Source organism: Pseudarthrobacter sp. NamE5 (assembly GCF_005796225.1).
In the GTDB taxonomy this organism is placed as follows: Bacteria; Actinomycetota; Actinomycetes; order Actinomycetales; family Micrococcaceae; genus Arthrobacter.
Genome location: NZ_VAHO01000009.1, coordinates 70,647 through 91,604 on the forward strand (window position 1 = coordinate 70,647; position 20,958 = coordinate 91,604).

The following is a 20,958-nucleotide window of genomic DNA, read 5'->3' on the forward strand; positions in this document are numbered from 1 at the left end:
TGTGGAAAGCTCCACGGACGCTGGAAGGGTGCGAAGTCTCCCTAGCGGTTCAGCGTCCCGGAACGATTCCAGCGCTTACGACGGCGGGAGGCCGGGCAGGTGCTGGTGCGTACTGCCCGGGGCGTGCAGACTGGGGCTTGTGGGCGAATCCTGGGTGCTGCATGTGGACCTTGACCAGTTCATCGCAGCTGTCGAAGTGCTCCGTCGGCCCGAACTCGCGGGCAAGGCGGTGATTGTTGGCGGCCGGGGCGATCCCACCGAGCGGGCAGTAGTGTCCACCGCGTCATACGAAGCCCGGGCGTACGGGGTTGGTTCTGGGATGCCGCTGCGCATCGCCGCGCGGAAAGTGCCGGACGCCGTCATCCTGCCTGTCGACCAGGACGCCTACCTCGCAGCCTCCGAAAAGGTGATGTCCGTCCTGCGTTCCCAGCCGGGCGCCACTGTCCAGGTGCTCGGCTGGGATGAAGCGTTCGTCGGTGTGCAGGTTGAGGATCCGGAGGCCTACGCCCGGCAGCTGCAGCAGGCCGTACTCGAGGAGACGCGGCTGCACTGCAGCGTTGGCATCGGTGACACCCTGGTCCGCGCCAAGGTGGCGACCACGCTTGGCAAGCCCGCCGGCGTTTTCCGGCTCACGGCAGGGAACTGGCTCGACGTGATGGGAAACAGGCCCACCATCGAGCTGTGGGGGGTGGGAACCAAAGTGTCAGGCCGCCTCGCCAAGCTCGGCATCAGGACTGTGGCGCAGCTCGCGGCATCGAACCCTGACGACCTGGTTCCGGAGTTCGGCCCGAAGATGGGTCCCTGGTATGCGCAGCTCGGGCGGGGTGACGGAGCGCGGACAGTTGACGACACGCCCTGGGTGGCGCGTGGGCACAGCCGGGAAACCACCTTCCAGCGGGACCTTACCGAGCCCGGGCAGGTCGACGGTGCGGTGAGGGAGCTGGCGGGCCACGTGCTGGAGGATGTGGCGGGCGAGGGGCGGCCGGTGGTGGGGCTGACACTGAAGGTCCGCTACGCCCCGTTCACCACCAAGACGTACGCGCGGAAGATCCCCGAGACGGCGGACCCCGCGGAAGTCCTCGCCCGTGTTCTGGACCTGGTGGCGAAGATCGAGCCGGGCCGCCCTATCAGACTCCTCGGGCTGCGGGCCGAAATGACGATGCCTGAAAACTCCCGGCAGGGGCATACCCCCACGCGCAGCGGATGGTGAGGGAAGAGTTCCGGACAGCACAATGGCGGCAGATCCCTTAGGATCCACCGCCATTTGGGCTGCTGCAGCACGCCGTTCGCTGCGGCTGCATCAGCAAGGACTAGCCGCGCTTAAATTCGTCCTTGACGCTTTCGCCAACCTTCTTGGCGTCCGCCTTGACCTGGTCCGTCTGGCCTTCAGCCCTCAGGCGGTCGTTGTCAGTTGCGTTGCCGGCAACTTCCTTGGCTTTGCCGCCAAGGTCCTCTGCCGCGTTACTGATCTTGTCTCCGAGGCCCATGATGGACTCCTTCCGTTTCATCGATCAAACTGACAACTTCACACTAACACGAAGCATGCTTACTAATTCAAGTCCATCACGCAGCCTCGGTCCTGTCGCTTGTCTGCGCCCCCGGCTAGGCTCGAAGCCATGGACCACAGCACCAGCCTTACCCGGCACATCCAGGCCCCGCCCGAGAAAGTCTGGTCCGTCATTACGGACATTCCAGGTTCGCCCGCAACGCTTTCCGGGGTGGCTTCCGTGCAGCTGCTTACCGATGGCCCCTACCGCGAAGGAACGCGATGGAAGGAGACCCGGAAAATGATGGGCAGATCCGAAACGGTGGAGATGTGGGTGGCAGAAGCCGAGCCCAACAGCAGCATCACGGTCAAGGCAAACCAAGGTGGCGCTGACTACACCACGCATTTCAGCCTGGTCCCGAAAGATGGCGGAACGGACCTCTCCCTGACCTTGGGGGCCAAAGTCCTCAAGCCGACCGTCGGCAGCCGCCTCCTCATGCTGCTCTTCGGAAGGATGGGCATGGCCGCCACCCGCAAGGCCCTCACCAAAGACCTGACAGAAATTGCCGCCAAGGCTGAATCCCTGTAACCACGTCCTGGCCCTAGCCCCAGCCTGTCCATTTTCGAGCTACGCAACGGAAGCCCTGCCGTGTACTATTTACAGAACGAACGGTCGGTAAGGAGTGTGGGCGCTGCCAACCTGCCGATGACAGTGCTGTTTATCGCGTGAAGGGTGTTTCCAATGGCTGCAACCGCAGGTCCGCAGGCTTTCCTGGTGGGCGGGGTACGAACGCCGGTGGGCAAATACGGCGGGTCGCTCTCGTCGGTCCGCCCAGATGACCTCGCGGCCCTGGTGCTCCGGGAGGCGGTGGGCCGGGCCGGCCTCGATCCGGACAGCATCGACGAAGTCATCATGGGAAACGCCAACGGAGCGGGGGAAGAAAACCGCAACGTGGCCCGGATGGCCACGCTCCTCGCGGGACTTCCCCTCCACATTCCGGGGATCACCGTCAACCGGCTGTGCTCCTCCGGGCTGAGCGCCATCATCCAGGCAAGCCACATGATCAAAGCCGGAGCCGCGGACGTCGTGATCGCCGGCGGCGTGGAATCCATGACCCGGGCCCCCTGGGTGCAGGAGAAGCCCTCCGCTGCCTTCGCAAAGCCGGGCCAGATTTTCGATACCTCCATCGGCTGGCGCTTCACCAACCCCCATTTCCAGCACGGCAGCCTCTCACGTGATGGCAAGATGACCTACTCCATGCCGGAAACGGCCGAGGAAGTGGCCCGCGTGGACAACATCTCCCGCGAGGACGCGGACCAGTTTGCCGTCCGCTCCCACCAGCGGGCCCTGGATGCCATCGCCGCCGGTCGGTTCAAGGACGAGATTGTTCCTGTCACGGTGAAGAGCCGGAAGTCGGAGACCGTGGTGGACACCGATGAAGGCCCCCGCAAGGACACCACTATGGAGGTGCTCGCCGGCCTCAAGCCTGTGGCCCATGGCGGCTCGGTGGTAACAGCGGGCAACTCGTCCTCCCTCAACGACGGCGCTTCAGCCATCATCGTGGCGTCCGAGGCAGCCATCGAGAGGCTGGGACTGACCCGGCGGGCAAGGATCATCGACGGCGCCTCAGCCGGGTGTGAACCCGAAACCATGGGCATCGGCCCTGTACCTGCCACCCAAAAGGTCCTCAAGCGGACGGGCCTCAGCGTAGGCGACCTTGACGCCGTCGAACTCAACGAAGCCTTTGCCACGCAGTCACTTGCCTGCATCCGGCGCCTTGGCCTGGAGCCGGACATCGTCAACAACGACGGCGGCGCGATCGCTTTGGGGCATCCGCTGGGTTCCAGCGGGGCACGGATTGCCATCACGCTGTTGGGCCGGATGGAGCGCGAGGACGCCATGATTGGCCTGGCCACCATGTGCATCGGCGTCGGGCAGGGTACCGCCATGCTGCTGGAGAAGGTCTGATGGCAGGCGCCGTGGATTTGGCGGCGGAGAAATTCCACGCACTTCTGGTGGAGGAGCGCACTGACCGTGTGGTGGTGATGCTGAACCGGCCCGAGGTGCGCAACGCCATCGACCAGCAGATGGTGGACGAGCTGCACATCGTCTGTACGGCGCTGGAGCAGGACCCCAAGGTGCTCATCATCGCGGGCGTGGACGGCGTGTTCGCCTCCGGGGCGGATATCGCCCAGCTGCGCGAGCGGCGCCGCGACGATGCCCTGCAGGGCATCAACTCCACCATCTTTGTGCGGATCGCCAAGCTGCCCATGCCGGTGATCGCCGCCGTCGACGGTTACTGCCTGGGCGGCGGCGCGGAGCTCGCCTACGCCGCGGACTTCAGGATTGGAACTCCCGCCGTGCGCATCGGCAACCCGGAAACCGGGCTGGGCATCCTCGCTGCCGCCGGTGCCAGCTGGCGGCTGAAGGAACTCGTGGGGGAGCCGGTGGCCAAGCAGATCCTCCTCGCGGGCCGCGTCCTCACCGCGGAGGAAGCCCTCGCGGTCAACCTCATCACCGGGATCCACGAAGCCAGCGGACTCATGGACGCGGCTCACGATCTGGCGGACAGGATCGGCCGGCAGGATCCGCTGGCGGTGCGGATCACCAAGTCCGTGTTCCACGCCCCGGCTGAGGCCCACCCCCTGATTGACCAGCTGGCGCAGGGCATCCTCTTCGAATCCGAAGCCAAGTTCAGCCGGATGCAGACGTTCCTGGACAGGAAGGCCGGTAAGAACGCAGAAACCGGAAAGAAGGAGAACGCGTGAACGTCCCCCATCCCGCCCCTGGCCTGCCCGCCCGTGTGGGTGTCCTTGGCGGCGGACGCATGGGCGCCGGAATCGCCCACGCTTTCCTGGTCAAGGGTGCTGACGTGCTGGTGGTCGAGCGCGACGACCAGTCCGCGGTGGCTGCCCGCGAGCGGGTTGAGTCGGCCGCGGCAAAGAGCATCGAGCGCGGAGTGGCGGACGCCGACCTGCACGAGATGGCTTCCCGGCTTACCGTGGGTGTGGACTACGATGCCTTCGCCGACCGCGGGCTGGTGGTGGAAGCCGTCCCGGAGGACTGGGACCTGAAAGTCGCCTCACTGCGCGGCATCGAGGAGCGGCTGGCCCAGAATGCGTACCTGGCGTCCAACACATCCTCGCTCTCCGTCAGCGGTCTCGCCCGTGAGCTGAAGCGGCCGGAGAACTTCCTGGGCCTGCACTTCTTCAATCCCGTGCCGGCGTCAACCCTGATCGAGGTGGTGCTGGGGGAGCAAACCTCGCCCGGACTCGCGGCCGAGGCAAAAGGGTGGGTTGAGGCACTCGGCAAGACAGCCGTCGTCGTCAATGATGCCCCTGGCTTTGCATCCTCACGGCTGGGGGTGGCAATTGCGCTGGAGGCGATGCGCATGGTGGAGGAAGGCGTTGCCTCCGCGGAGGACATCGACGCCGCAATGGTCCTGGGCTATAAGCACCCCACCGGGCCACTCAGGACTACGGACATCGTGGGGCTGGACGTCCGGCTGGGCATCGCCGAGTACCTGCACTCGACCCTCGGTGAGCGGTTCGCCCCGCCCCAGATCCTCAAGGACAAGGTGGCCCGCGGGGAACTGGGGCGCAAGACGGGCAAAGGGTTTTTTGACTGGCCCGGCTGAGCCTAGTCGAAGAAACCGACGATGTAGCCGATGAAATAGAGCAGCGACAACAGAACCACGACGCCGATAACCGCGATCCAGAAGAACTGGGTGCTCTTTTTCGTGCCGTGCTCGTCATGGCCCTGCGTGGTGCTCGTGGATGCCTCACCCGGCGGCGTTTCGCCCGGCGGTACCCCGCCACCAGGCTCCAGGCCGGTCAGTTTGTCTTCTTCCGGGTCCGGATTTTGTCCTGACACGTTTTTCTCCCTCGTCGTCGTCCTGTGCTTTTCCCAGCGTAACCGGCCCGGATGGTTGGACCTAGGCTGGTGCAATGACTTTCCTTGAACCCCTTACCCTCACCGGCAGGCGTGTAATCCTTGAGCCTCTGACTGAGGAACACCACGACGGACTGGTGGAGGCGGCCGAGGACGGCGGGCTCTGGAAGCTCTGGTACACCTCGGTTCCAACTCCCGAAGAAATGGCAGGTGAAATCCGGCGCCGCCTGGCCCTTCAAACGGAGGGCTCCATGTTGCCGTTCACCACCCGCCTGATCGACAGGGATACCGGCGGTCCGGGCAGGATCATCGGCATGACCACGTACATGAACATCGACGCCGGCACTCCCCGGCTGGAGATCGGCTCCACCTGGAATGCTGCGTCGGTCCACGGGACCGGCACCAACCCGGACTCCAAGCTGCTGCTCCTGGGCCATGCCTTCGACGTTCTTGGCTGCCCGGCCGTGGAGTTCCGGACCCACTGGCTGAACCACCAGTCGCGGGAAGCCATCGCCCGGCTGGGCGCTAAACAGGACGGCGTGCTCCGCAGCCACTCGAGGACCCGCGACGGGATCCTGCGGGACACCGTGGTGTTCTCCATCCTGGAGCACGAGTGGCCCTCGGTCCGGGCCGGGCTGGAGTACCGGCTGGACCGGCGCGGCTAGCGTCTTATGGGCTGCTTGTGACGTGCGCGTTTGGGTGCCTTGTGGTTAGCTGTGCGGATGAATAGACCGGGCAGATCCATGGACTGGGATGGTGCTGTCAACGCCTGGCAGGTTGCCGGCGGCGTATATCGGATGGGCCGGCGTGAATGGCTTACCGAAGCGGGCTGGCGGCAGGCATACGACGACGGCGTCCGCACAGTGATCGACCTCCGCAACTCTGCGGAGGCACGGCGCAGGGAAACGGATCCGGTAGTGCCCGGTTCAGCCTGGTCAAGGATCACCGTAGTTTCCTCGCCCACCGAGGAGCCGGGCGATCCCCGCCTCACCGCCGTCACCGGCCCTTACCTGAACGATCCGGCCCACTATGCGGAGAACGCCCGCATCTTCCCGGAGAAGCTGGTGGGCGTTTTCCGGGAACTGGCCGCAGCTGCCGGCCGCGGCGCCGTGGTGCTGCATTGCGCGGCCGGACGGGACCGCAGTGGCATGGTGGCTGCCATGGTCCAGGACCTCGCGGGGGATTCCGACCACGACATTGCCGAAGGCTATCGGCGCTCGGCCCGCGGCATCAATGAGCGGTACCGCACCCACGGCCCGCCGCACTCGCGCGAACGCTACCTCGAAGAGGAGGAGTTGGCTCCGCTGCTCGAAGCCCGCGGGTATGCCGTGGCCGAATTCGTGCGGAACCTGGACACTCGAAGGTTCCTGTTGGCGAATGGGCTGCGGCCCGAGGAGCTGGACTCTGTGCTGTCCCTCTGCGAAGCAGCCTGCCACAAGGAACCACAATGAGAACGGGCACTTTGTTCCGCCGGGGAAAGCGCGGTGTAGCACTGAACGCCGCGGCCGGCATCCTCGCCGCTTCCGTCCTGGGTTATGCCCCCGGCTGGGCCGTGATGGAGGCGCAGGACCCCGCGCCGGCGGTTCCGGCGGCAACGCCCGGCCCTGCCGCTGCCGCCGCACCCGCCCCTGGGGCGGAGAACGCAGGGCTGAAGGACGCGGGCCTTTCCGACGCCCTCCTGCGGGACTTGCGCCTGACCCCTGAGCAGTTCATTGCGGCAGGGGAACTGGGCAGCCGGGCTGCAGCTGCCGCAAGCCATTTGCGCGGCGTCCCCGGCTATATAGGCATCCGGCTCCAGGACAACAGAATCATCGTCAGTGGCACGGGAGCCGAGCTCTACCTGGCCGTCGACCGGCTGTCCCGCACCATAGCCGACGTCTCCATCGAAGCGCCCGCCACCGCAGGGCCGGAGCCCGCACCCAGTGCGGCTCCAGCGCCAACCGTCCCTGCAGCGGAACCAAGCGCTGCCGCGTTCGCCGGCGCCCCGCCGTCGGCCGCCCCAAGATCCCAACTTGCCGTGAGCGTGGAACAGCTGTTCCAGGCCTACCTGAGCGAGGTCGGAACCGCTGGGCTGCAGGCAGTGGTCGCCTCGGGCGGCAAATTCGTCATCCGGACGGGGAGTATTGCAGCGGAGTCAACGTTGGCGCGCGAAACGCCCGCCAACCCGCCTGGCGAGCTGGCCACCACTGCCGCCCCCGGGAAGATCTCGCCATCGGAATTCGTCTCCAGGTACGCGAACGTAGTGCTCGACGGCGGCTCGCCCCTGAGGCCTGAGGCGGACGTCCCCGGCGGGGTGGGCTACCAGACGGACAACCGCGCCATCTGCTCCACAGGGTTTTCCGCGTTTGATCCCTCGGGCCTGCCTGCAGTCTTCACTGCAGGGCACTGTACCGATGACGGCACAGCCACCAACGCCGAGCTGTTGCTTCAGGGCACGCCCGCCGGGCCTTTGGGTGCCTTCCAGTTCAGCCAGCTGGGCGGGCCCGGCAACTCGAGAGTGCTGAACCCCAACATCTCCACGGACCAGAACGGTGTGGCAGTTACGGACCCCGGCAATGTGGGAACCGACATCGCGGTGATCGGTGCACTCCGCCCTGACGTGGATCCCCTGCCAGCTGCCACCACCTATGGCGACGCGCGGCAGCCCGGGCCGGATGTCAAAATCATCGGCACTGCCACCCCCGTAGTGGGCATGGAGGTCTGCCGTTCCGGGTGGAGAACGGGCTGGTCCTGCGGAACCGTGAGCGCCGTGGGGATTTTCCTGTTGGGAGGACCCACCTATCCCGCTAACCCTGCCGATGTGCGAGCCTTCAACGGTTTCCTGTCCTACGACGTGCAATCGAGCGGTGGTGACTCCGGCGGTCCGTGGATCAGCGGAAATTATGCGGTGGGGACGCACAGTGCTGGTGACGCCCCCGGGCCCAACGAACCAGAGCCCCTGAACTTCGCCGTGGCGGCCACCCTGGAATCATCCCTGGAGGTGCTGCCCGGCTACCAGCTGGAGCTCTTCCTCAACAAGCCCGAACTCGTGCCCCCTGCGGATAAGACAGCCAGGGCCGGTACCAGCATCACGGGCCGGGTTGCGGCCGCCCCTGCCTCCGCCGTGGCCCCGGGGTCCCGGGTGCGGATCGCCCACGCCGGCCGGCCGCCATTCGACATTGCCGTGGACGGGTCTGGCAGTTGGTCGTTCACCGCGCCGGAAGCGCCTGGCACGTTCACTTTTACGGCTGAAACCGTAAATGGTTTCAGCCGCTCTGGTGCCGTGTCGCTGGGCATCGTCATCGCACCGTCGTTCCTTCCCGCGCCGGCCTTCACCACACCGGCCAACCAACCGATGCCGGACTTGAAGACCGTCGAAGGAACGGGAACGCCCCGCGCCACCGTGACACTCTCCGGTGACGCCGCGGGCTCGGCGCTGGTGGGGGATGACGGGCGCTGGTCAGTTTCGCTGCCGGCTCAGGTCCCGTACGGCAAGGTGAACGTCACGGCGGTACAGTCCTATCCCGGCCTTCCGGACAGCCCGGCCACCACGGCAACCTTCGCCGTCATGCCACCACCGCCGGCCGTTACCAGCCTTTCCCACGGACAGCACCTCAAGCAGGACGGCCCGCCGGCAGCCATAGCGGGAAGCGGACTGAACGGCGCGGAGGTGACGGTGTCGATTGACGGGAAGCCGCTCTCCGCCGCAACGGTTGGCGCCGCACAGGGATCCCGTTCCGTGGCTCTCGTCCTGGCGCCTTTGGTGCTGGTCAACGGTGGCATTTGGCAGGTTCCGTTCCCCGCCGGGCTGGCAGTAGGCACCCACGATCTGTCGGTGACGCAGGCGGTGGGCGGCGTCGCGTCTGCCCCGGCGCACCTAACCTTCATTGTCGACGCCCCGCCGTCCGTCCTGCCGGCAGGGCACACCCGTGACGGCGGCCTCGCCGCCACTGGCGCCGCGGGGCTGGTCTCCGCAGTGGTCACAGCTGCGGCCGCGCTCGCCGTCGGGATCCTGCTGATGGTGCTGGTCCGCCACCGCAAGAAGCGTTCGCCACGGTAGCAGCTACTTGTGGCGCCTCATCAGCAGGTTGGTGATGCGCAGGGTGCAGAGCCGCTGGCCGGCCTCGTTGGTGATGAGCACCTCGTGGGTGGTGATGGTGCCGCCCAGGTGGATCGGCGTGGCGGTTATGGTGACCTGCCCCTCCCGTGCCGAGCGGTGGTGGGTGGCGGAAACATCCACGCCCACCGCCGTCTTTCCCAGCCTGCTCGCATGGATGACCGCGGCCCAGGAACCCACGGCTTCGCCGACCGCCAAAGATGCGCCCCCGTGCAGCAGACCGAAAGACTGCCTGTTCCCCTCCACAGGCATAGTTGCCACCACCCGCTCCACGGACTCCTCGAGGATTTGCACGCCCATCTTCTCGTCCAGTTCGCCGAGCGTGATCTTCCATAGTTCGTGATCGGTGACGGGGTGGGTTTCCGCGGCTGTCTCCTCGGGTGACGGGGTGGTCATGTGCTCTCCTCATTGTGGCGGATTTGGCAGGGGCGCTTTCCAGTGTGCACCAGACTCCTAGTGTGCAGCGGGGCACATTCCTGTATGGTAAATATATTACCGAACGGACGGTCAGTAATCATGGCCGCTCCTGTATGCCCCTTTGTTGGAAGGACCCGTCAACGATGACCACCACTGCCACAGCTCCCCAGGCCACGGTTGACACCGTGGAGACAGTGCCCAGCTTCATCATGGATTCCTGGTGGACTCCCGACGCCGGGGCGTCAGCGTCAGCAATGCCCGTCCGGGATGCGAGCACGGGGCAGATCCTGGCGAAGGTAAGCACGGAGGGGCTGGACCTTGGCGCCGTTGTGGAGTACGGCCGGACCACCGGGCAAGCGGAACTCGGCCGGCTGACCTTCCACCAGCGCGCACTCAAGCTCAAAGAGCTGGCGCAGTACCTTCACGCCCGGCGCGAGCACTTTTACACCTTCTCGGCGCAGACGGGCGCCACCAAAGTGGACTCCATGATCGACATCGACGGCGGCATCGGCGTCCTCTTCACTTTCGGTTCCAAGGGCCGGCGCGAACTGCCCAACTCCCAGGTGGTGGTGGACGGGCCCATGGAGGTGCTCTCCAAGGACGGGTCCTTCGCCGGCGAGCACATCTACACCCGCATCCCCGGTGTTGCCGTACAGATCAACGCCTTTAACTTCCCGGTCTGGGGCATGCTGGAAAAGTTCGCCCCCGCCTTCATCGCAGGGGTTCCCACCATCGTGAAGCCTGCCACTCCCACCGGATACGTGGCTGCGGCCGTGGTCAAGGCCATTGTTGAGTCCAACATCCTCCCCAAGGGTTCGCTGCAGCTGATCTCCGGTTCAGTCCGAGGCCTGCTGGATGTCCTGGACTACCGTGACCTGGTGGCCTTTACCGGCTCGGCCTCCACCGCGCTGTCCCTGAAATCCCACCCGAATGTGGTGCAGGGCGGGGTGCGGTTCACTTCCGAGACCGACTCCCTCAACGCCGCCATCCTGGGCCCGGACGCCGTAGAGGGCACCCCGGAATTCGACGCCTTCGTGAAGTCCGTGGTCACCGAAATGACGGCCAAGGCCGGGCAGAAGTGCACCGCCATCCGCCGCGCCATTGTGCCGCAGGAGCTCGTCCCGGCGGTGTCCGCCGCCGTTGGCAAGCGCATCCAGGAGCGGACAGTGCTGGGGGATCCGCGCGCCGACGGCGTGACCATGGGCGCGCTCGCCTCCGTGGAACAGCTTGAGGACGTGCGGGCAGCCGTGCAGTCCATGCTCGACGCCGGAGGTGAGCTTGGGTACGGAACGCTGGATTCGCCGTCGGTCACCTCTGCGGATGGTTCCACCGGTGTGGTGGACGGCGGCGCATTCATGGCCCCGGTCCTGCTCACATGGCAGGACCCCGAGGCGGAGGAAGTCCACTCGCTGGAGGCGTTCGGCCCCGTTTCATCCGTGATCGGGTACAAGGACCTTCCCGACGCCGTCCGGCTCGCCGCCAAGGGCAGCGGCTCCCTGGTGGCAACGGTCTGCACCAACGATCCCTCGGTGGCGCGGGAACTGGTCACGGGCATCGCCGCGCACCACGGCCGCGTCCTGATGCTCAACCGCGAGGACGCCCGCAGCTCCACCGGCCACGGATCGCCCGTGCCGCACCTGGTCCATGGCGGTCCCGGCCGTGCCGGCGGCGGCGAAGAGCTGGGCGGGATCCGCTCCGTGATGCACCACATGCAGCGCACCGCCATCCAGGGTTCGCCGAACATGCTGACCGCCATCACGGGAATCTGGCATGCCGGCGCGGACCGCAACTTCACGCTCGAGACCGAGGGGACGCACCCGTTCCGCAAGTCCCTGGAGGCGTTGCGGATTGGCGACGCCGTCCGGTCGGACCTGCGGCAGGTCACCCTCGAGGACATCACCGCATTCGCGAACTCCACCGGCGATACCTTCTACGCCCACACCAACCAGGAAGCGGCGGAAGCCAACCCGTTCTTCCCGGGCATCGTGGCGCATGGGTACCTCTTGCTGGCATGGGGCGCGGGACTCTTCGTGGAGCCTGCGCCGGGCCCGGTCCTGGCCAACTACGGGCTGGAGAACCTGCGCTTCATTACCCCGGTGGCCGCGGGCGATTCGATCCGGGTGACCCTGACTGCCAAGAAGATCACCCCGCGCGAAACGGACGAGTACGGCGAAGTGGCCTGGGACGCGGTCCTCACCAACCAGAACGATGAGATCGTGGCCACCTACGACGTCCTCACTCTCGTGGAAAAGTAGCCCCACCCCGGGATGCCCCATAACAGCGGGAAAAGGCACGGTCTTTTTGGCGGGCGGAAGCGTAAAATTCTGCCCGTAGGAGGTGGCCACATGAGCCTAAGAATGAACACAGCCACAACCGTCCTGCCAGTCGATGACGCAGCGCGGGCCCGGAGGTTTTACACCGAAAAACTCGGACTCCCGCACCGCGGCAGGGCAGACGACGGAAGCGAACTACTCGGCAGTGACGGCGGTCCCATGCTGCAGTTGATGCCGGTCTCCGACGGCAAGCACTCCGAACACACAGCCCTGAGCTTCGAGGTCACGGACATTGAGAAGACCGTCCGGGACATGGAGGCAAGGGGCGTAAAGTTCCACGACTACGACCTGCCCCACCTAAAGACGGAGAACCACATCTGCACCACCAATTCGGAGAAGTGCGCGTGGTTCATGGATACCGAGCACAACATCCTCTGCGTCCACGAGAAGCTCGGCGTTCAGGCCGAATACGAGCTCTAGTGCAGCGCCGTTAAACGGCAGCAGGGGCGCCCCGGGATAATCCGGGGCGCCCCTGCTTGCCAGTATGGCCGGTGGTGGCCGGTCCGAAACGTCAGGACTCAGCGCCGCCGTGCAGGCCGTCGTCGCTGCTGTCATCCTCCGGGCCAGTCCCGCGTCCGCTGTCGCTCTGGTCGGAGAGGTCCATGTTGCCGCGGGCTTCCGCCATAGTGGGACCGCCCGAGGGGATGCTGTAGGTGTCCGGGCGGATGCCGTGGGCCTGTTCCTCGATCAGGGCCTGCTCTTCGCTGAAGCGGATCACGTTGGCCTCGTCGCCGGCGTCGCCGGGAATGTCCTCGCGGACCTGGGAGGGGTCCGGGACGATGAAGCCGGCATCCGGTTCTTCTTTGGGGTGGCTCATTTTTCTTACCTTCCTATCGGTTGTTTCCTGTTGGCCGGTCGATGAGGTCCGCCTTGAGGTCAAGGCTTTGGTCCTCCCGCTTGACCTTGAACGCCACGGTGTCACCGGGGTTGCGGTTGCGGAGTTCGGCCAGCAGCTTCTCCGGCGAGGCCAGTTCAGCGCCTTCCATGGACTCCAGCACGTCACCGGGCCGTATTCCGGCGCGTCCCGCCGGTCCGTCCTCGTCCACGGCCAGAACCACGACGCCGGTGCTGGCGTCGATGCCCAGCTGTTCGGCAATCTGCGCCGTCAGTTCGCCCGGTGTCAGGCCCAGGTAGGCGTGCTCGGCGGTGCCGTCCGCCAGCAATTCCTCGGCCACCTCCACTGCGGTGGCAGCGGGGATGGCAAAGCCGAGTGCCACGGCGCCGGCTGACGGCGGGATGTACGCCTCGCTGATGCCGATGATCTCGCCGCGCATATTGATGACCGCGCCGCCGGAGTTGCCGGGGCTGATGGGGGCGTCGGTCTGGATCAGGTCCACGAGGGAAAGGCTGTTGGAGGCGGAGCCGGGAATGGAGCGGTGCAGTCCGGAGATGATCCCGGAAGTGGCGGTGTTTTCGAAGCCGAGCGGCGAACCGAGCACCAGCGCACCCTCGCCCACCTGCGGAAGGGTGGTTTGGTAGACGGGCTTGGGCAGCCCGGTACGGTTGGCCTGGACCAGGGCAAGGTCGGTGACGGGATCAGCGGCCCTGACGGTGCCCTCCACCCGCTGGCCGTCGGCGAAGGCGATCTCCACCCTGTCGTTGCCCCGGATCACGTGCTCGTTGGTAAGAATGAGGCCGTCCTCGGAGTAGACCACGCCGCTGCCCAATCCGCCTTCGGTGAAGATGGTCACCACTGATGGTGCAAGGTTCTCCACCAGCCGGGGAATGTCGCCCGAGGCGGCCGGCGCCTGGGGTGCAGCGGTGCTGCCGGCCGTGCTGCCGGATGTGGCAGTGGAGGTGGCTCCGGCGGCGGAAGTCTCGGTGGCTTCCGGGGGAGGGGTACTGCCAGTGCAGGCAGTGAGCGCCAGGGAGGCTGCCAGGACCAGGCTTCCGGCCGCAGTGCGGACAGCGGCCCTGCGGGCTGCGGCACTGCGGGCGGGGGCTGCACGGCGCAGTCCGCTGCTGGCGTTGGTGCTCATGGGCGGGCCTCCTTCGGGTCCTGGCTGGTCCTACCACCGTAGCCGGGGATCCGCAGAAATACCAAGCACCCTTAGTATTTTGGCCTACGGCTTAGTGGAGTGCAGCCCTTCAAAGGCCATGGTGATCACGTCGTCGGCAAGCCGCTCCGGTGAAAGGGATCCGCCCGGCTTGTACCACTCCACAATCGAGTTGATCATGCCGAACAGCAGCCTTGTCACGGTCCGCGGGTCGATGTCCTGGCGCAGCGAGCCGTCGTCCCGGGCCGCGGAGATCAGCGCGGCCACCTTGTGGTCGAAGGTCCGCCGGCGTTCCAGCGCGTCCCGCTCGATCTCCGTGTTGCCCCGCAGGCGCAGGAGCAGCGTGACGAACGGCAGCCTGTCCACCAGTACGGCCACGGTCTGCCGGAGGACAAACTCCAGGCGCGCATCGGCGGCGCCGGACGTCGCCTCGGGCTGTTCAAGGATGGCCTCGAGCCCGCCCAGGGCGTGGTCGAGGGCGAGCTTGAGGAGGTCCCCTTTCGAGGGCACGTGGTGGTAGATGGCGGACTTTGAAATGCCCAGGTTGTCCGCGAGGATGCCCATGGACGTCGCGTCGTAGCCGTGCCGGTTGAAGACGTCGACGGCGATGCGCAGCACCGACTGTTGGTCGTATCCGGGGCGGCCGCGTTTCGCGCCGTTGCCGGTGCTTGCTGTTTCAGTGGTGCTGGGCATGGACGTTAGTTTCTCATGAACGGTCGGTCAGCCGGTGCTCGTACTACCCCTTGGGCCTCAGGTCGTAGATCCGGCGGAGTTTGCCGTTGGACCGCTCCAGCGAACCCGGCTCCACCACATCCACCTCGCAGGAAGACCCCACGTGGATCTTGATCTGCTCCTTTAAGGTGCGTGCCGCCGTCGTGCTCTGCTCAGCGGTGACGCTGTCCCGGCGCTCGATCTTCACCGTCATCTGGTCCATCCGCTGTCCCTCGGGCCGGGTCAGTTCGAGCTGGAAGTGCGGGCTGAGCTCGGGAATGCGCAGGGCAATTTCCTCAATCTGCGACGGGAACAGGTTCACGCCCCGCAGGATGATCATGTCATCGCTGCGGCCCGTGATGCGCCCCATCCTGCGGTGGGCTGGACGGGCGCTGCCGGGGAGCAGGCGGGTGAGGTCCTTGGTGCGGTACCGGATGATCGGCAGCGCCTCCTTGGTCAGCGAGGTGAAGACGAGCTCGCCGTGTTCGCCGTCGCGCAGGACGTTCTCCTTGCCCACCACCGGGTTGAAGGGGTCGATGATTTCGGGCCGGAAGTGGTCCTCCCAGATGTGGCTGCCGTCCTGCGTCTCCACTGCCTCGCCGGCCACCCCCGGGCCCATCACCTCGGAGAGCCCGTAGATATCGCAGGCCTTGAGGTTCATGGTGACTTCGAGTTCGTGGCGCATCTCCTGGGTCCACGGCTCGGCGCCCAGCACCGCGTACTTCAGCGACGTCGAGGTGGGATCCATGCCCATGTGCGCCATGGCGTCGGCAATGGTGAGCAGGTAGGTGGGGGTGCACAGGATGGCGTCGGGCCTGAAGTCCTGGATCAGCTGGATCTGGCGTTCGGTCTGCCCGCCGGACATTGGGATCACGGTGCAGCCCAGGGCTTCGGCGCCGGCGTGCGCGCCCAGTCCGCCGGTGAACAGGCCGTAGCCGTAGGCGTTGTGGACCTTCATGCCGGGGCGGATGCCGGAGGCCCGGAAACAGCGGGCCACGAGCTTGGCCCAGTCGGCCAGGTCCTGCTTCGTGTAGCCGACCACGGTGGGCCGGCCGGTGGTGCCGGAGCTGGCGTGGACGCGGGCCACCTCGTTCTGCGGCACGGCGAACATGCCGAACGGGTACTCCTGGCGCAGGTCTTCCTTGGTAGTGAAGGGGAAGTTGCCCAGGTCGTCCAGTTCGCGCAGGTCGCCGGGGCGGACGCCGGCTTCGTCGAATTTGCGCTTGTACAGCGGCACGCGCTCGTAGGCGTACGCAACGGTGTGCTGCAGGCGGCTGAGCTGGAGGGCCTCGAGCTCGTCGCGGGAGATGGTCTCCTCGCGGTCAAGGCCGGCATCGGCTGGTGCGGCGGCGGGGGTTTCGGGGGCATGCAGGGTCATGGTTTCCTACTTCCTGGGGATGGTGCGGCTGCGTCCGCGGAACTCGGCTATGAGCTCGCCTGGCTGGCTCGGGTCGGGGCTTGAACCATGGGTTTCGGGGCCCGGCTCCAGCGCGTCGGCGGCAAAGATCTGGATGTCGTACAGCCCGCTCCGGCCCGCGCTGGAGCGGCGGTCTGCCACTGCGGTCAGCATTTGGCCCCGGAAGGCGGGTTTCAGGAAGTTGATGTCCACGCCGGAGGCCACGGTGATGCTGTTTTCCTCGCCGGGGGCCGGCACGGCGGGGTTGCAGGCGAGTGCGAAGGCCGTATCCCCAAAGGCGAAGATCATTCCGCCGTGGGCCATGCCGAAACCGTTGAGCATTTCCTGCCGGAGGGTCATCCGGATGGTGGCATGCCCGTCGCTGAGGGCGAGGACCTGGATGCCCATCCACTCGGAGGCGTAGTCGTTCTCCAGTATCTGGTGCGTAGGCCCGGAAAGGGCGGTTTCAGCCATGCGTCATTGCCTCCAGCTTTATTTACCGAATGTTCATTAGGTAATCCCATGAGGGGGTACCGTGTCAAGGGTCACTGGGGTTGTGGCCGTGCCTCCCTGCCCGGTTGCTCCGGCGGGCCAGCGGGCCCTAGCCGGGACACGCCGTCGTGCGTGGTGCGCCGGGCGGGTGCGGGAAAAGCAACCGGGCGGGAACGTACCACGGCGGCACGCACCTGCCGCCGCAGCCCGCCCTGCGTGCCCATGCCCACACGTTCCGCAACGCCAAACCTTGCCGAAAGCCGCGGCCAAAGTGCAAGGATGGAAGGACCGGCACCAGCACACCAGCAAAAGGGCGGACCATGGCCACAGGCATTTACGTCAGCGCAACCACCCCCGGCTCAGGCAAGTCACTCGTGGCTTTGGGCCTGGCGGACACCCTGCACCGGCATGCGGACAGGATCGGGTTTTTCAAGCCTGTGGTCCACGGCCCGGATCCCGCGGCGGATCCCATGGTGACGCTGATGAAATCCCGCTTCGCGCTCGAGGATGACACGTGCCGGGGCGGCCTGACGCATGAAGAGGTCCGGGCCCTGCTGGCTGAAGGAAACCGGGCGGAGATCGATGCCCGCTGCGTCGAGATCTTCGCCGAAATCTCGCGTTACTGCGACGTGGTGATCGTGGAGGGGACGGACCTGGTGGGCCAGGACTCCGCCGTCGAGTTCGACCTCAACGCACGCCTGGCCAACAACCTCGCCACGCCTGTGGTGGCCGTGGTGGGCGCAAAAGGCCGCACTGTGGCTGAGACCGCGGCGGCCGTCGAGGTCGCCCGGAAGGAACTCGCCGCCGAAAGGTGTGCCCTGCTGGCCATCCTGGTTAACCGTGCGGACCCGGAGGACCTGGAAGGGATCCGGGCTGCTGTGAAGCCCGGCGCTTCCAACCGGCCCGTGTACATCCTCCCGGAACTGGACGAGATCGCCCGGCCCACCACCGGCGAGGTGGCCAGTGCCCTGCAGGTGCGCCAGATCGCAGGGCGGGCGGACATGGAGCGCGATGTGAAGGACATCAAGGTGGCGGCCATGAACGTGGGCAACTTCCTGAACGTGCTGGATGAGGGTGCCCTGGTGATCGTTCCCGGTGACCGCGCCGATGTGATGGTGGCGTGCCTGGCCTCGTCCTTCTCCCCGGAGTTCCCGGTGCCTTCGGGGCTGATCCTGACGGGCGGGCTCGCGCCGGACGCCAACATCTACCCGCTGCTGGCCCAGGCCCCGTTTCCCGTGTTCGCCGCCAGTGAGGATACGTACCAGACCGCACGCCGGGTCGCCGAGGTCCGCAGCGAGATCTGGTCCGGGCACCGGCGCAAGGTGGCGTCTGCACTCGGGCTTTGGTCCCGCCGGGTGGACGAAACCGAGCTGGTGGAGCGCCTGCACCTGCCCCGGCCCGAGCGGATGACCCCGCTGCGCTTCCTGCATGACCTGATTGAGCGTGCCCGCTCGCAGCGCCGGCACGTGGTGCTGCCGGAGGGCACGGACGTGCGGATCCTGCGGGCGGCGGAAATCCTGCACCGCCGCGACGTCTGCGACCTCACCGTGCTGGGGCCTGAATCGGACGTCCGTGAACTGGCTTCTGCCCAGGGCATTGACCTCTCCGGCATCAACATTGTGGACCCAGTAATTTCGGACCTTCGGCAGAAATTCGCCGAGAAGTACGCCGAGCTGCGGGCCCACAAGGGCGTGGACCTGGCGAAGGCCCTGGAGATTATGCAGGACGTGAGCTACTTCGGCACCATGATGGTCCAGCTCGGAGTGGTGGACGGCATGGTCTCCGGCGCTGCCCACACCACTGCCCACACCATCCGGCCCGCGCTCGAGTTCGTGAAGACGCGCCCCGGGGTGAAGATCGTCTCCTCGGTGTTTCTGATGCTGATGCCGGACCGGGTGCTGGTCTACGGTGACTGTGCCGTGAACCCGGATCCAAACGTGGAGCAGCTGGCGGACATCGCGCTCGCCTCGGCGGAGACCGCAGCGCAGTTCGGGGTGGAGCCCCGCGTGGCGATGCTGTCCTACTCAACCGGCGGTTCGGGCGCCGGGGAGGCGGTGGACGCGGTGCGGCAGGCCACCGAACTGGTGCGCCAGCGCCGCCCGGACCTCGCCGTTGAAGGCCCCATCCAGTACGACGCCGCCGTGGACGCTTCCATTGCCGAGTCCAAGATGCCGGGCTCCTCGGTGGCAGGCCAAGCCACCGTGTTCATCTTCCCGGACCTGAACACGGGCAATAACACGTACAAAGCTGTGCAGCAGAGCTCGGGGGCCGTGGCCGTGGGGCCCGTCCTCCAGGGGCTGCGGAAGCCGGTCAACGACCTCTCGCGCGGCTGCACGGTGGAGGACATCGTGAACACCGTGGCAATCACTGCCATCCAGGCGCAGGCCCAAAATCCCGCGCAGGAGCCGATCCAGAGCGCAGCGCAGGCACCGCCTTCCTAGAGAGGCCAATTGCAAAACAAAGGACGACGGCGGCACCCGCCTGAGCGCCGCTATCGTCCTTTTGCAGGTCTCAGCTGTTGTCCGGCTTGGCCAGGCTTTCCTCGTCCTCCTGCTTGGCCGGCTCATCGGAGAGACCCTGCGGCGTGAGGTCCAGGTCTTCTGCGTTCTCCAGTGCCTGCGGGGCCTCGCCGGTCTCAGCGGCCTTATCGTTTCCGGTGTCGTCCAGTGCAGGGTTGGCACCCTCCACCCCGGTGGGGTCCTGCTTCCCCGACCCGCTGCCGGGGTCCGAATCCGCCCTGGCATTCAGGGGAGCGGTGCTGCTGGATCCTGTGTTGGTGGGGTCGTTCTCGTCGATCGAAGTGGGCTCGTTCGTCATGGAAGTGTCCTCTCGGGCGTGGTCCAGCCTGTCTGCCGACTCTAGGCACAGCCGGTCCCCATCCGCAAGGAAACCGCCGGCGGGGCAACCTATAGTGGGGACTGAACTGCAGAAGCAAGGCTCAGGAGGCCCCGCATGCTCGTGCTCGTCATCAATTCCGGCTCGTCCTCGCTCAAGTACCAGGTGCGTGACGTCGCCGCCGGCAGCGTCCTGACTGAGGGGCTGATCGAGAAGATCGGCATGGGCAACGGCGGCGGCGGGGACGGCGAGATCGAGGGCCCCAGGGATCATTCAGAGGCACTGGAGCAGGTGGACGCCGCCATCCATCGAGAACTGGGTGAACTGGAACTGGGCGCGGTGGGGCACCGGGTGGTGCACGGCGGCGAGCGGTTTGCCGAGCCCGTGCTGATCGACAACGAGATCACCAGGGCCATCGAGCGGCTCAATCCGCTGGCGCCGCTGCACAACCCGGCCAACGTGCTGGGCATCCGTGCCATCACCAGGAAGTGGCCGGACATGCCGCAGGTGGCCGTCTTTGACACCGCCTTCCACCGCACCCTCCCCGAGCACGCCTGGCGCTACGCGGTGCCGGACGAGCTCTACACCAACCACGGCATCCGCCGCTACGGCTTCCACGGCACGTCCCACGAGTACGTCACCCGCCGCGCCGCAGCACTGCTGGACCTCCCGGTGGAGGAGTTCGACGGCGTCATCGCCCACCTGGGCAACGGGGCCTCGGTCACCGCGATCCAGGGCGGCTGCTCCGTGGACACCTCCATGGGCTTCACCCCGCTCGAAGGCCTGGTGATGGGCACCCGCTCAGGCGACCTGGACCCGTCCATCCTGGTGTTCCTGGGCCGGGCAGGCTGGACGCCGGAGGACATCGACACCATGCTCAACCGGGAATCCGGACTCAAAGGTCTTGCCGGCAACAACGACATGCGCTCAGTGGTGGAAGCCTCCGAGGCCGGTGACGCCCGCGCTGCCATGGCGCTCGCCGTCACGTCCTATCGGCTTGCCAAGTACATCGGTGGGTACCACGTGGCCGTGGGCGGGGCGAAGGCCTTGGTGTTCACCGCCGGCATTGGTGAGAACTCCCACCAGTTCCGCGGCCTGGTGGCGGACAGGCTGGCTGCCCTGGGCATTGAGCTCGACGCCGTCCTGAACGGTGAGCGGTCCAAGGAGCCGCGCGTCATTTCCACGGCACAGTCGGCCATCCCCGTCCTGGTGGTTCCCACCGACGAGGAACAGGCGATCGCGGAGGCGACGGCCGCCGTCGTCAGTTCCGCAGGGTAGCCGGCCCGAGGGACGCTCTCTCACT

At 66.5% G+C, this 20,958-nt stretch carries 21 protein-coding genes; 12 read left to right on the forward strand and 9 right to left on the reverse strand.

The features are described from left to right. Positions 1 to 154: 154 nt before the first annotated feature. Positions 155 to 1,210 (forward strand): DNA polymerase IV, encoded by a 1,056-nt coding sequence (locus tag FDW84_RS12155; protein WP_138609892.1) that lies wholly within the window; start codon positions 155 to 157, stop codon positions 1,208 to 1,210. A gap of 100 nt (positions 1,211 to 1,310) precedes the next feature. Here FDW84_RS12155 and FDW84_RS12160 read toward each other — a convergent pair whose 3' ends face one another. After that, complete coding sequence (locus FDW84_RS12160; RefSeq protein WP_138609800.1) at positions 1,311 to 1,487, reverse strand: CsbD family protein; 177 nt, start codon at positions 1,485 to 1,487, stop codon at positions 1,311 to 1,313. Positions 1,488 to 1,616: 129 nt separating this feature from the next. Between FDW84_RS12160 and FDW84_RS12165 the strand changes: the two genes are divergently transcribed. From FDW84_RS12165 to FDW84_RS12180, 4 genes are all read left to right on the forward strand, one after another. Then, complete coding sequence (locus FDW84_RS12165) at positions 1,617 to 2,075, forward strand: SRPBCC family protein (RefSeq protein ID WP_138609801.1); 459 nt, start codon at positions 1,617 to 1,619, stop codon at positions 2,073 to 2,075. 153 nt (positions 2,076 to 2,228) lie between these two features. Next, positions 2,229 to 3,455, forward strand: coding sequence for a thiolase family protein (locus tag FDW84_RS12170; protein ID WP_138609802.1), 1,227 nt, complete (start codon positions 2,229 to 2,231; stop codon positions 3,453 to 3,455). Next, on the forward strand, positions 3,455 to 4,255 hold the full coding sequence (locus tag FDW84_RS12175) for an enoyl-CoA hydratase/isomerase family protein (RefSeq protein ID WP_138609803.1): 801 nt from the start codon (positions 3,455 to 3,457) through the stop codon (positions 4,253 to 4,255). The genes FDW84_RS12170 and FDW84_RS12175 overlap by 1 nt, the downstream gene beginning before the upstream one ends. 59 nt (positions 4,256 to 4,314) lie before the next feature. After that, positions 4,315 to 5,124, forward strand: coding sequence for a 3-hydroxyacyl-CoA dehydrogenase family protein (locus tag FDW84_RS12180; protein WP_240721498.1), 810 nt, complete (start codon positions 4,315 to 4,317; stop codon positions 5,122 to 5,124). A gap of 2 nt (positions 5,125 to 5,126) precedes the next feature. On the opposite strand, the gene FDW84_RS12185 is transcribed toward FDW84_RS12180, so the two are convergent. After that, positions 5,127 to 5,360, reverse strand: coding sequence for a DUF6480 family protein (locus FDW84_RS12185; RefSeq protein ID WP_138609805.1), 234 nt, complete (start codon positions 5,358 to 5,360; stop codon positions 5,127 to 5,129). Between the two features lie 74 nt (positions 5,361 to 5,434). On the opposite strand from FDW84_RS12185, the gene FDW84_RS12190 reads away from it, so the two are divergent. The 3 genes from FDW84_RS12190 to FDW84_RS12205 all read left to right on the forward strand — a co-directional run bounded on the left by FDW84_RS12190 (position 5,435) and on the right by FDW84_RS12205 (position 9,417). Beyond that, positions 5,435 to 6,043, forward strand: coding sequence for a GNAT family N-acetyltransferase (locus FDW84_RS12190; RefSeq protein ID WP_138609806.1), 609 nt, complete (start codon positions 5,435 to 5,437; stop codon positions 6,041 to 6,043). Positions 6,044 to 6,121: 78 nt separating this feature from the next. Next, positions 6,122 to 6,829 (forward strand): tyrosine-protein phosphatase, encoded by a 708-nt coding sequence (locus FDW84_RS12195; RefSeq protein ID WP_138609893.1) that lies wholly within the window; start codon positions 6,122 to 6,124, stop codon positions 6,827 to 6,829. After that, a complete protein-coding gene (locus FDW84_RS12205) occupies positions 6,826 to 9,417 on the forward strand; it encodes a S1 family peptidase (RefSeq protein ID WP_171046771.1) in 2,592 nt (863 codons plus the stop codon). Before FDW84_RS12195 ends, FDW84_RS12205 begins: the two co-directional genes overlap by 4 nt. A 3-nt stretch (positions 9,418 to 9,420) precedes the next feature. On the opposite strand, the gene FDW84_RS12210 is transcribed toward FDW84_RS12205, so the two are convergent. After that, entirely contained in the window at positions 9,421 to 9,870 is a 450-nt protein-coding gene (locus tag FDW84_RS12210; RefSeq protein ID WP_138609809.1) for a PaaI family thioesterase, read from the reverse strand. 164 nt (positions 9,871 to 10,034) lie between these two features. Between FDW84_RS12210 and paaZ the strand changes: the two genes are divergently transcribed. Both paaZ and FDW84_RS12220 read left to right on the forward strand, forming a co-directional pair. Then, on the forward strand, positions 10,035 to 12,146 hold the full coding sequence (gene paaZ / locus FDW84_RS12215; RefSeq protein WP_138609810.1) for a phenylacetic acid degradation bifunctional protein PaaZ: 2,112 nt from the start codon (positions 10,035 to 10,037) through the stop codon (positions 12,144 to 12,146). A gap of 102 nt (positions 12,147 to 12,248) precedes the next feature. Beyond that, positions 12,249 to 12,644, forward strand: a complete 396-nt coding sequence (locus FDW84_RS12220; protein ID WP_138609811.1) for a VOC family protein — start codon at positions 12,249 to 12,251, stop codon at positions 12,642 to 12,644. Between the two features lie 91 nt (positions 12,645 to 12,735). Here FDW84_RS12220 and FDW84_RS12225 read toward each other — a convergent pair whose 3' ends face one another. The 5 genes from FDW84_RS12225 to FDW84_RS12245 form a co-directional block, all read right to left on the reverse strand. After that, positions 12,736 to 13,041 (reverse strand): hypothetical protein, encoded by a 306-nt coding sequence (locus FDW84_RS12225; protein WP_138609812.1) that lies wholly within the window; start codon positions 13,039 to 13,041, stop codon positions 12,736 to 12,738. Between the two features lie 13 nt (positions 13,042 to 13,054). Then, the gene (locus FDW84_RS12230; protein ID WP_240721489.1) at positions 13,055 to 14,203 is read right to left on the reverse strand and encodes a S1C family serine protease; all 1,149 of its coding nucleotides are present in this window, start codon (positions 14,201 to 14,203) and stop codon (positions 13,055 to 13,057) included. Positions 14,204 to 14,287: 84 nt separating this feature from the next. Beyond that, positions 14,288 to 14,914 (reverse strand): TetR/AcrR family transcriptional regulator, encoded by a 627-nt coding sequence (locus tag FDW84_RS12235; protein WP_138609813.1) that lies wholly within the window; start codon positions 14,912 to 14,914, stop codon positions 14,288 to 14,290. A 43-nt stretch (positions 14,915 to 14,957) separates the two neighbouring features. Then, positions 14,958 to 16,310, reverse strand: coding sequence for a phenylacetate--CoA ligase PaaK (gene paaK / locus FDW84_RS12240; RefSeq protein ID WP_138609814.1), 1,353 nt, complete (start codon positions 16,308 to 16,310; stop codon positions 14,958 to 14,960). A 6-nt stretch (positions 16,311 to 16,316) separates the two neighbouring features. Then, positions 16,317 to 16,802 carry a hotdog fold thioesterase gene (locus FDW84_RS12245; protein WP_138609815.1) on the reverse strand — a complete coding sequence of 162 codons (486 nt, stop codon included), beginning with the start codon at positions 16,800 to 16,802 and terminating at the stop codon, positions 16,317 to 16,319. 338 nt (positions 16,803 to 17,140) lie between these two features. On the opposite strand from FDW84_RS12245, the gene pta reads away from it, so the two are divergent. After that, positions 17,141 to 19,261 carry a phosphate acetyltransferase gene (gene pta, locus FDW84_RS12250; RefSeq protein ID WP_138609816.1) on the forward strand — a complete coding sequence of 707 codons (2,121 nt, stop codon included), beginning with the start codon at positions 17,141 to 17,143 and terminating at the stop codon, positions 19,259 to 19,261. A 70-nt stretch (positions 19,262 to 19,331) separates the two neighbouring features. On the opposite strand, the gene FDW84_RS12255 is transcribed toward pta, so the two are convergent. Continuing rightward, positions 19,332 to 19,637, reverse strand: coding sequence for a hypothetical protein (locus FDW84_RS12255; RefSeq protein WP_138609817.1), 306 nt, complete (start codon positions 19,635 to 19,637; stop codon positions 19,332 to 19,334). Between the two features lie 135 nt (positions 19,638 to 19,772). On the opposite strand from FDW84_RS12255, the gene FDW84_RS12260 reads away from it, so the two are divergent. Then, positions 19,773 to 20,933, forward strand: coding sequence for an acetate kinase (locus FDW84_RS12260; RefSeq protein WP_138609818.1), 1,161 nt, complete (start codon positions 19,773 to 19,775; stop codon positions 20,931 to 20,933). Positions 20,934 to 20,958: the final 25 nt, after the last annotated feature.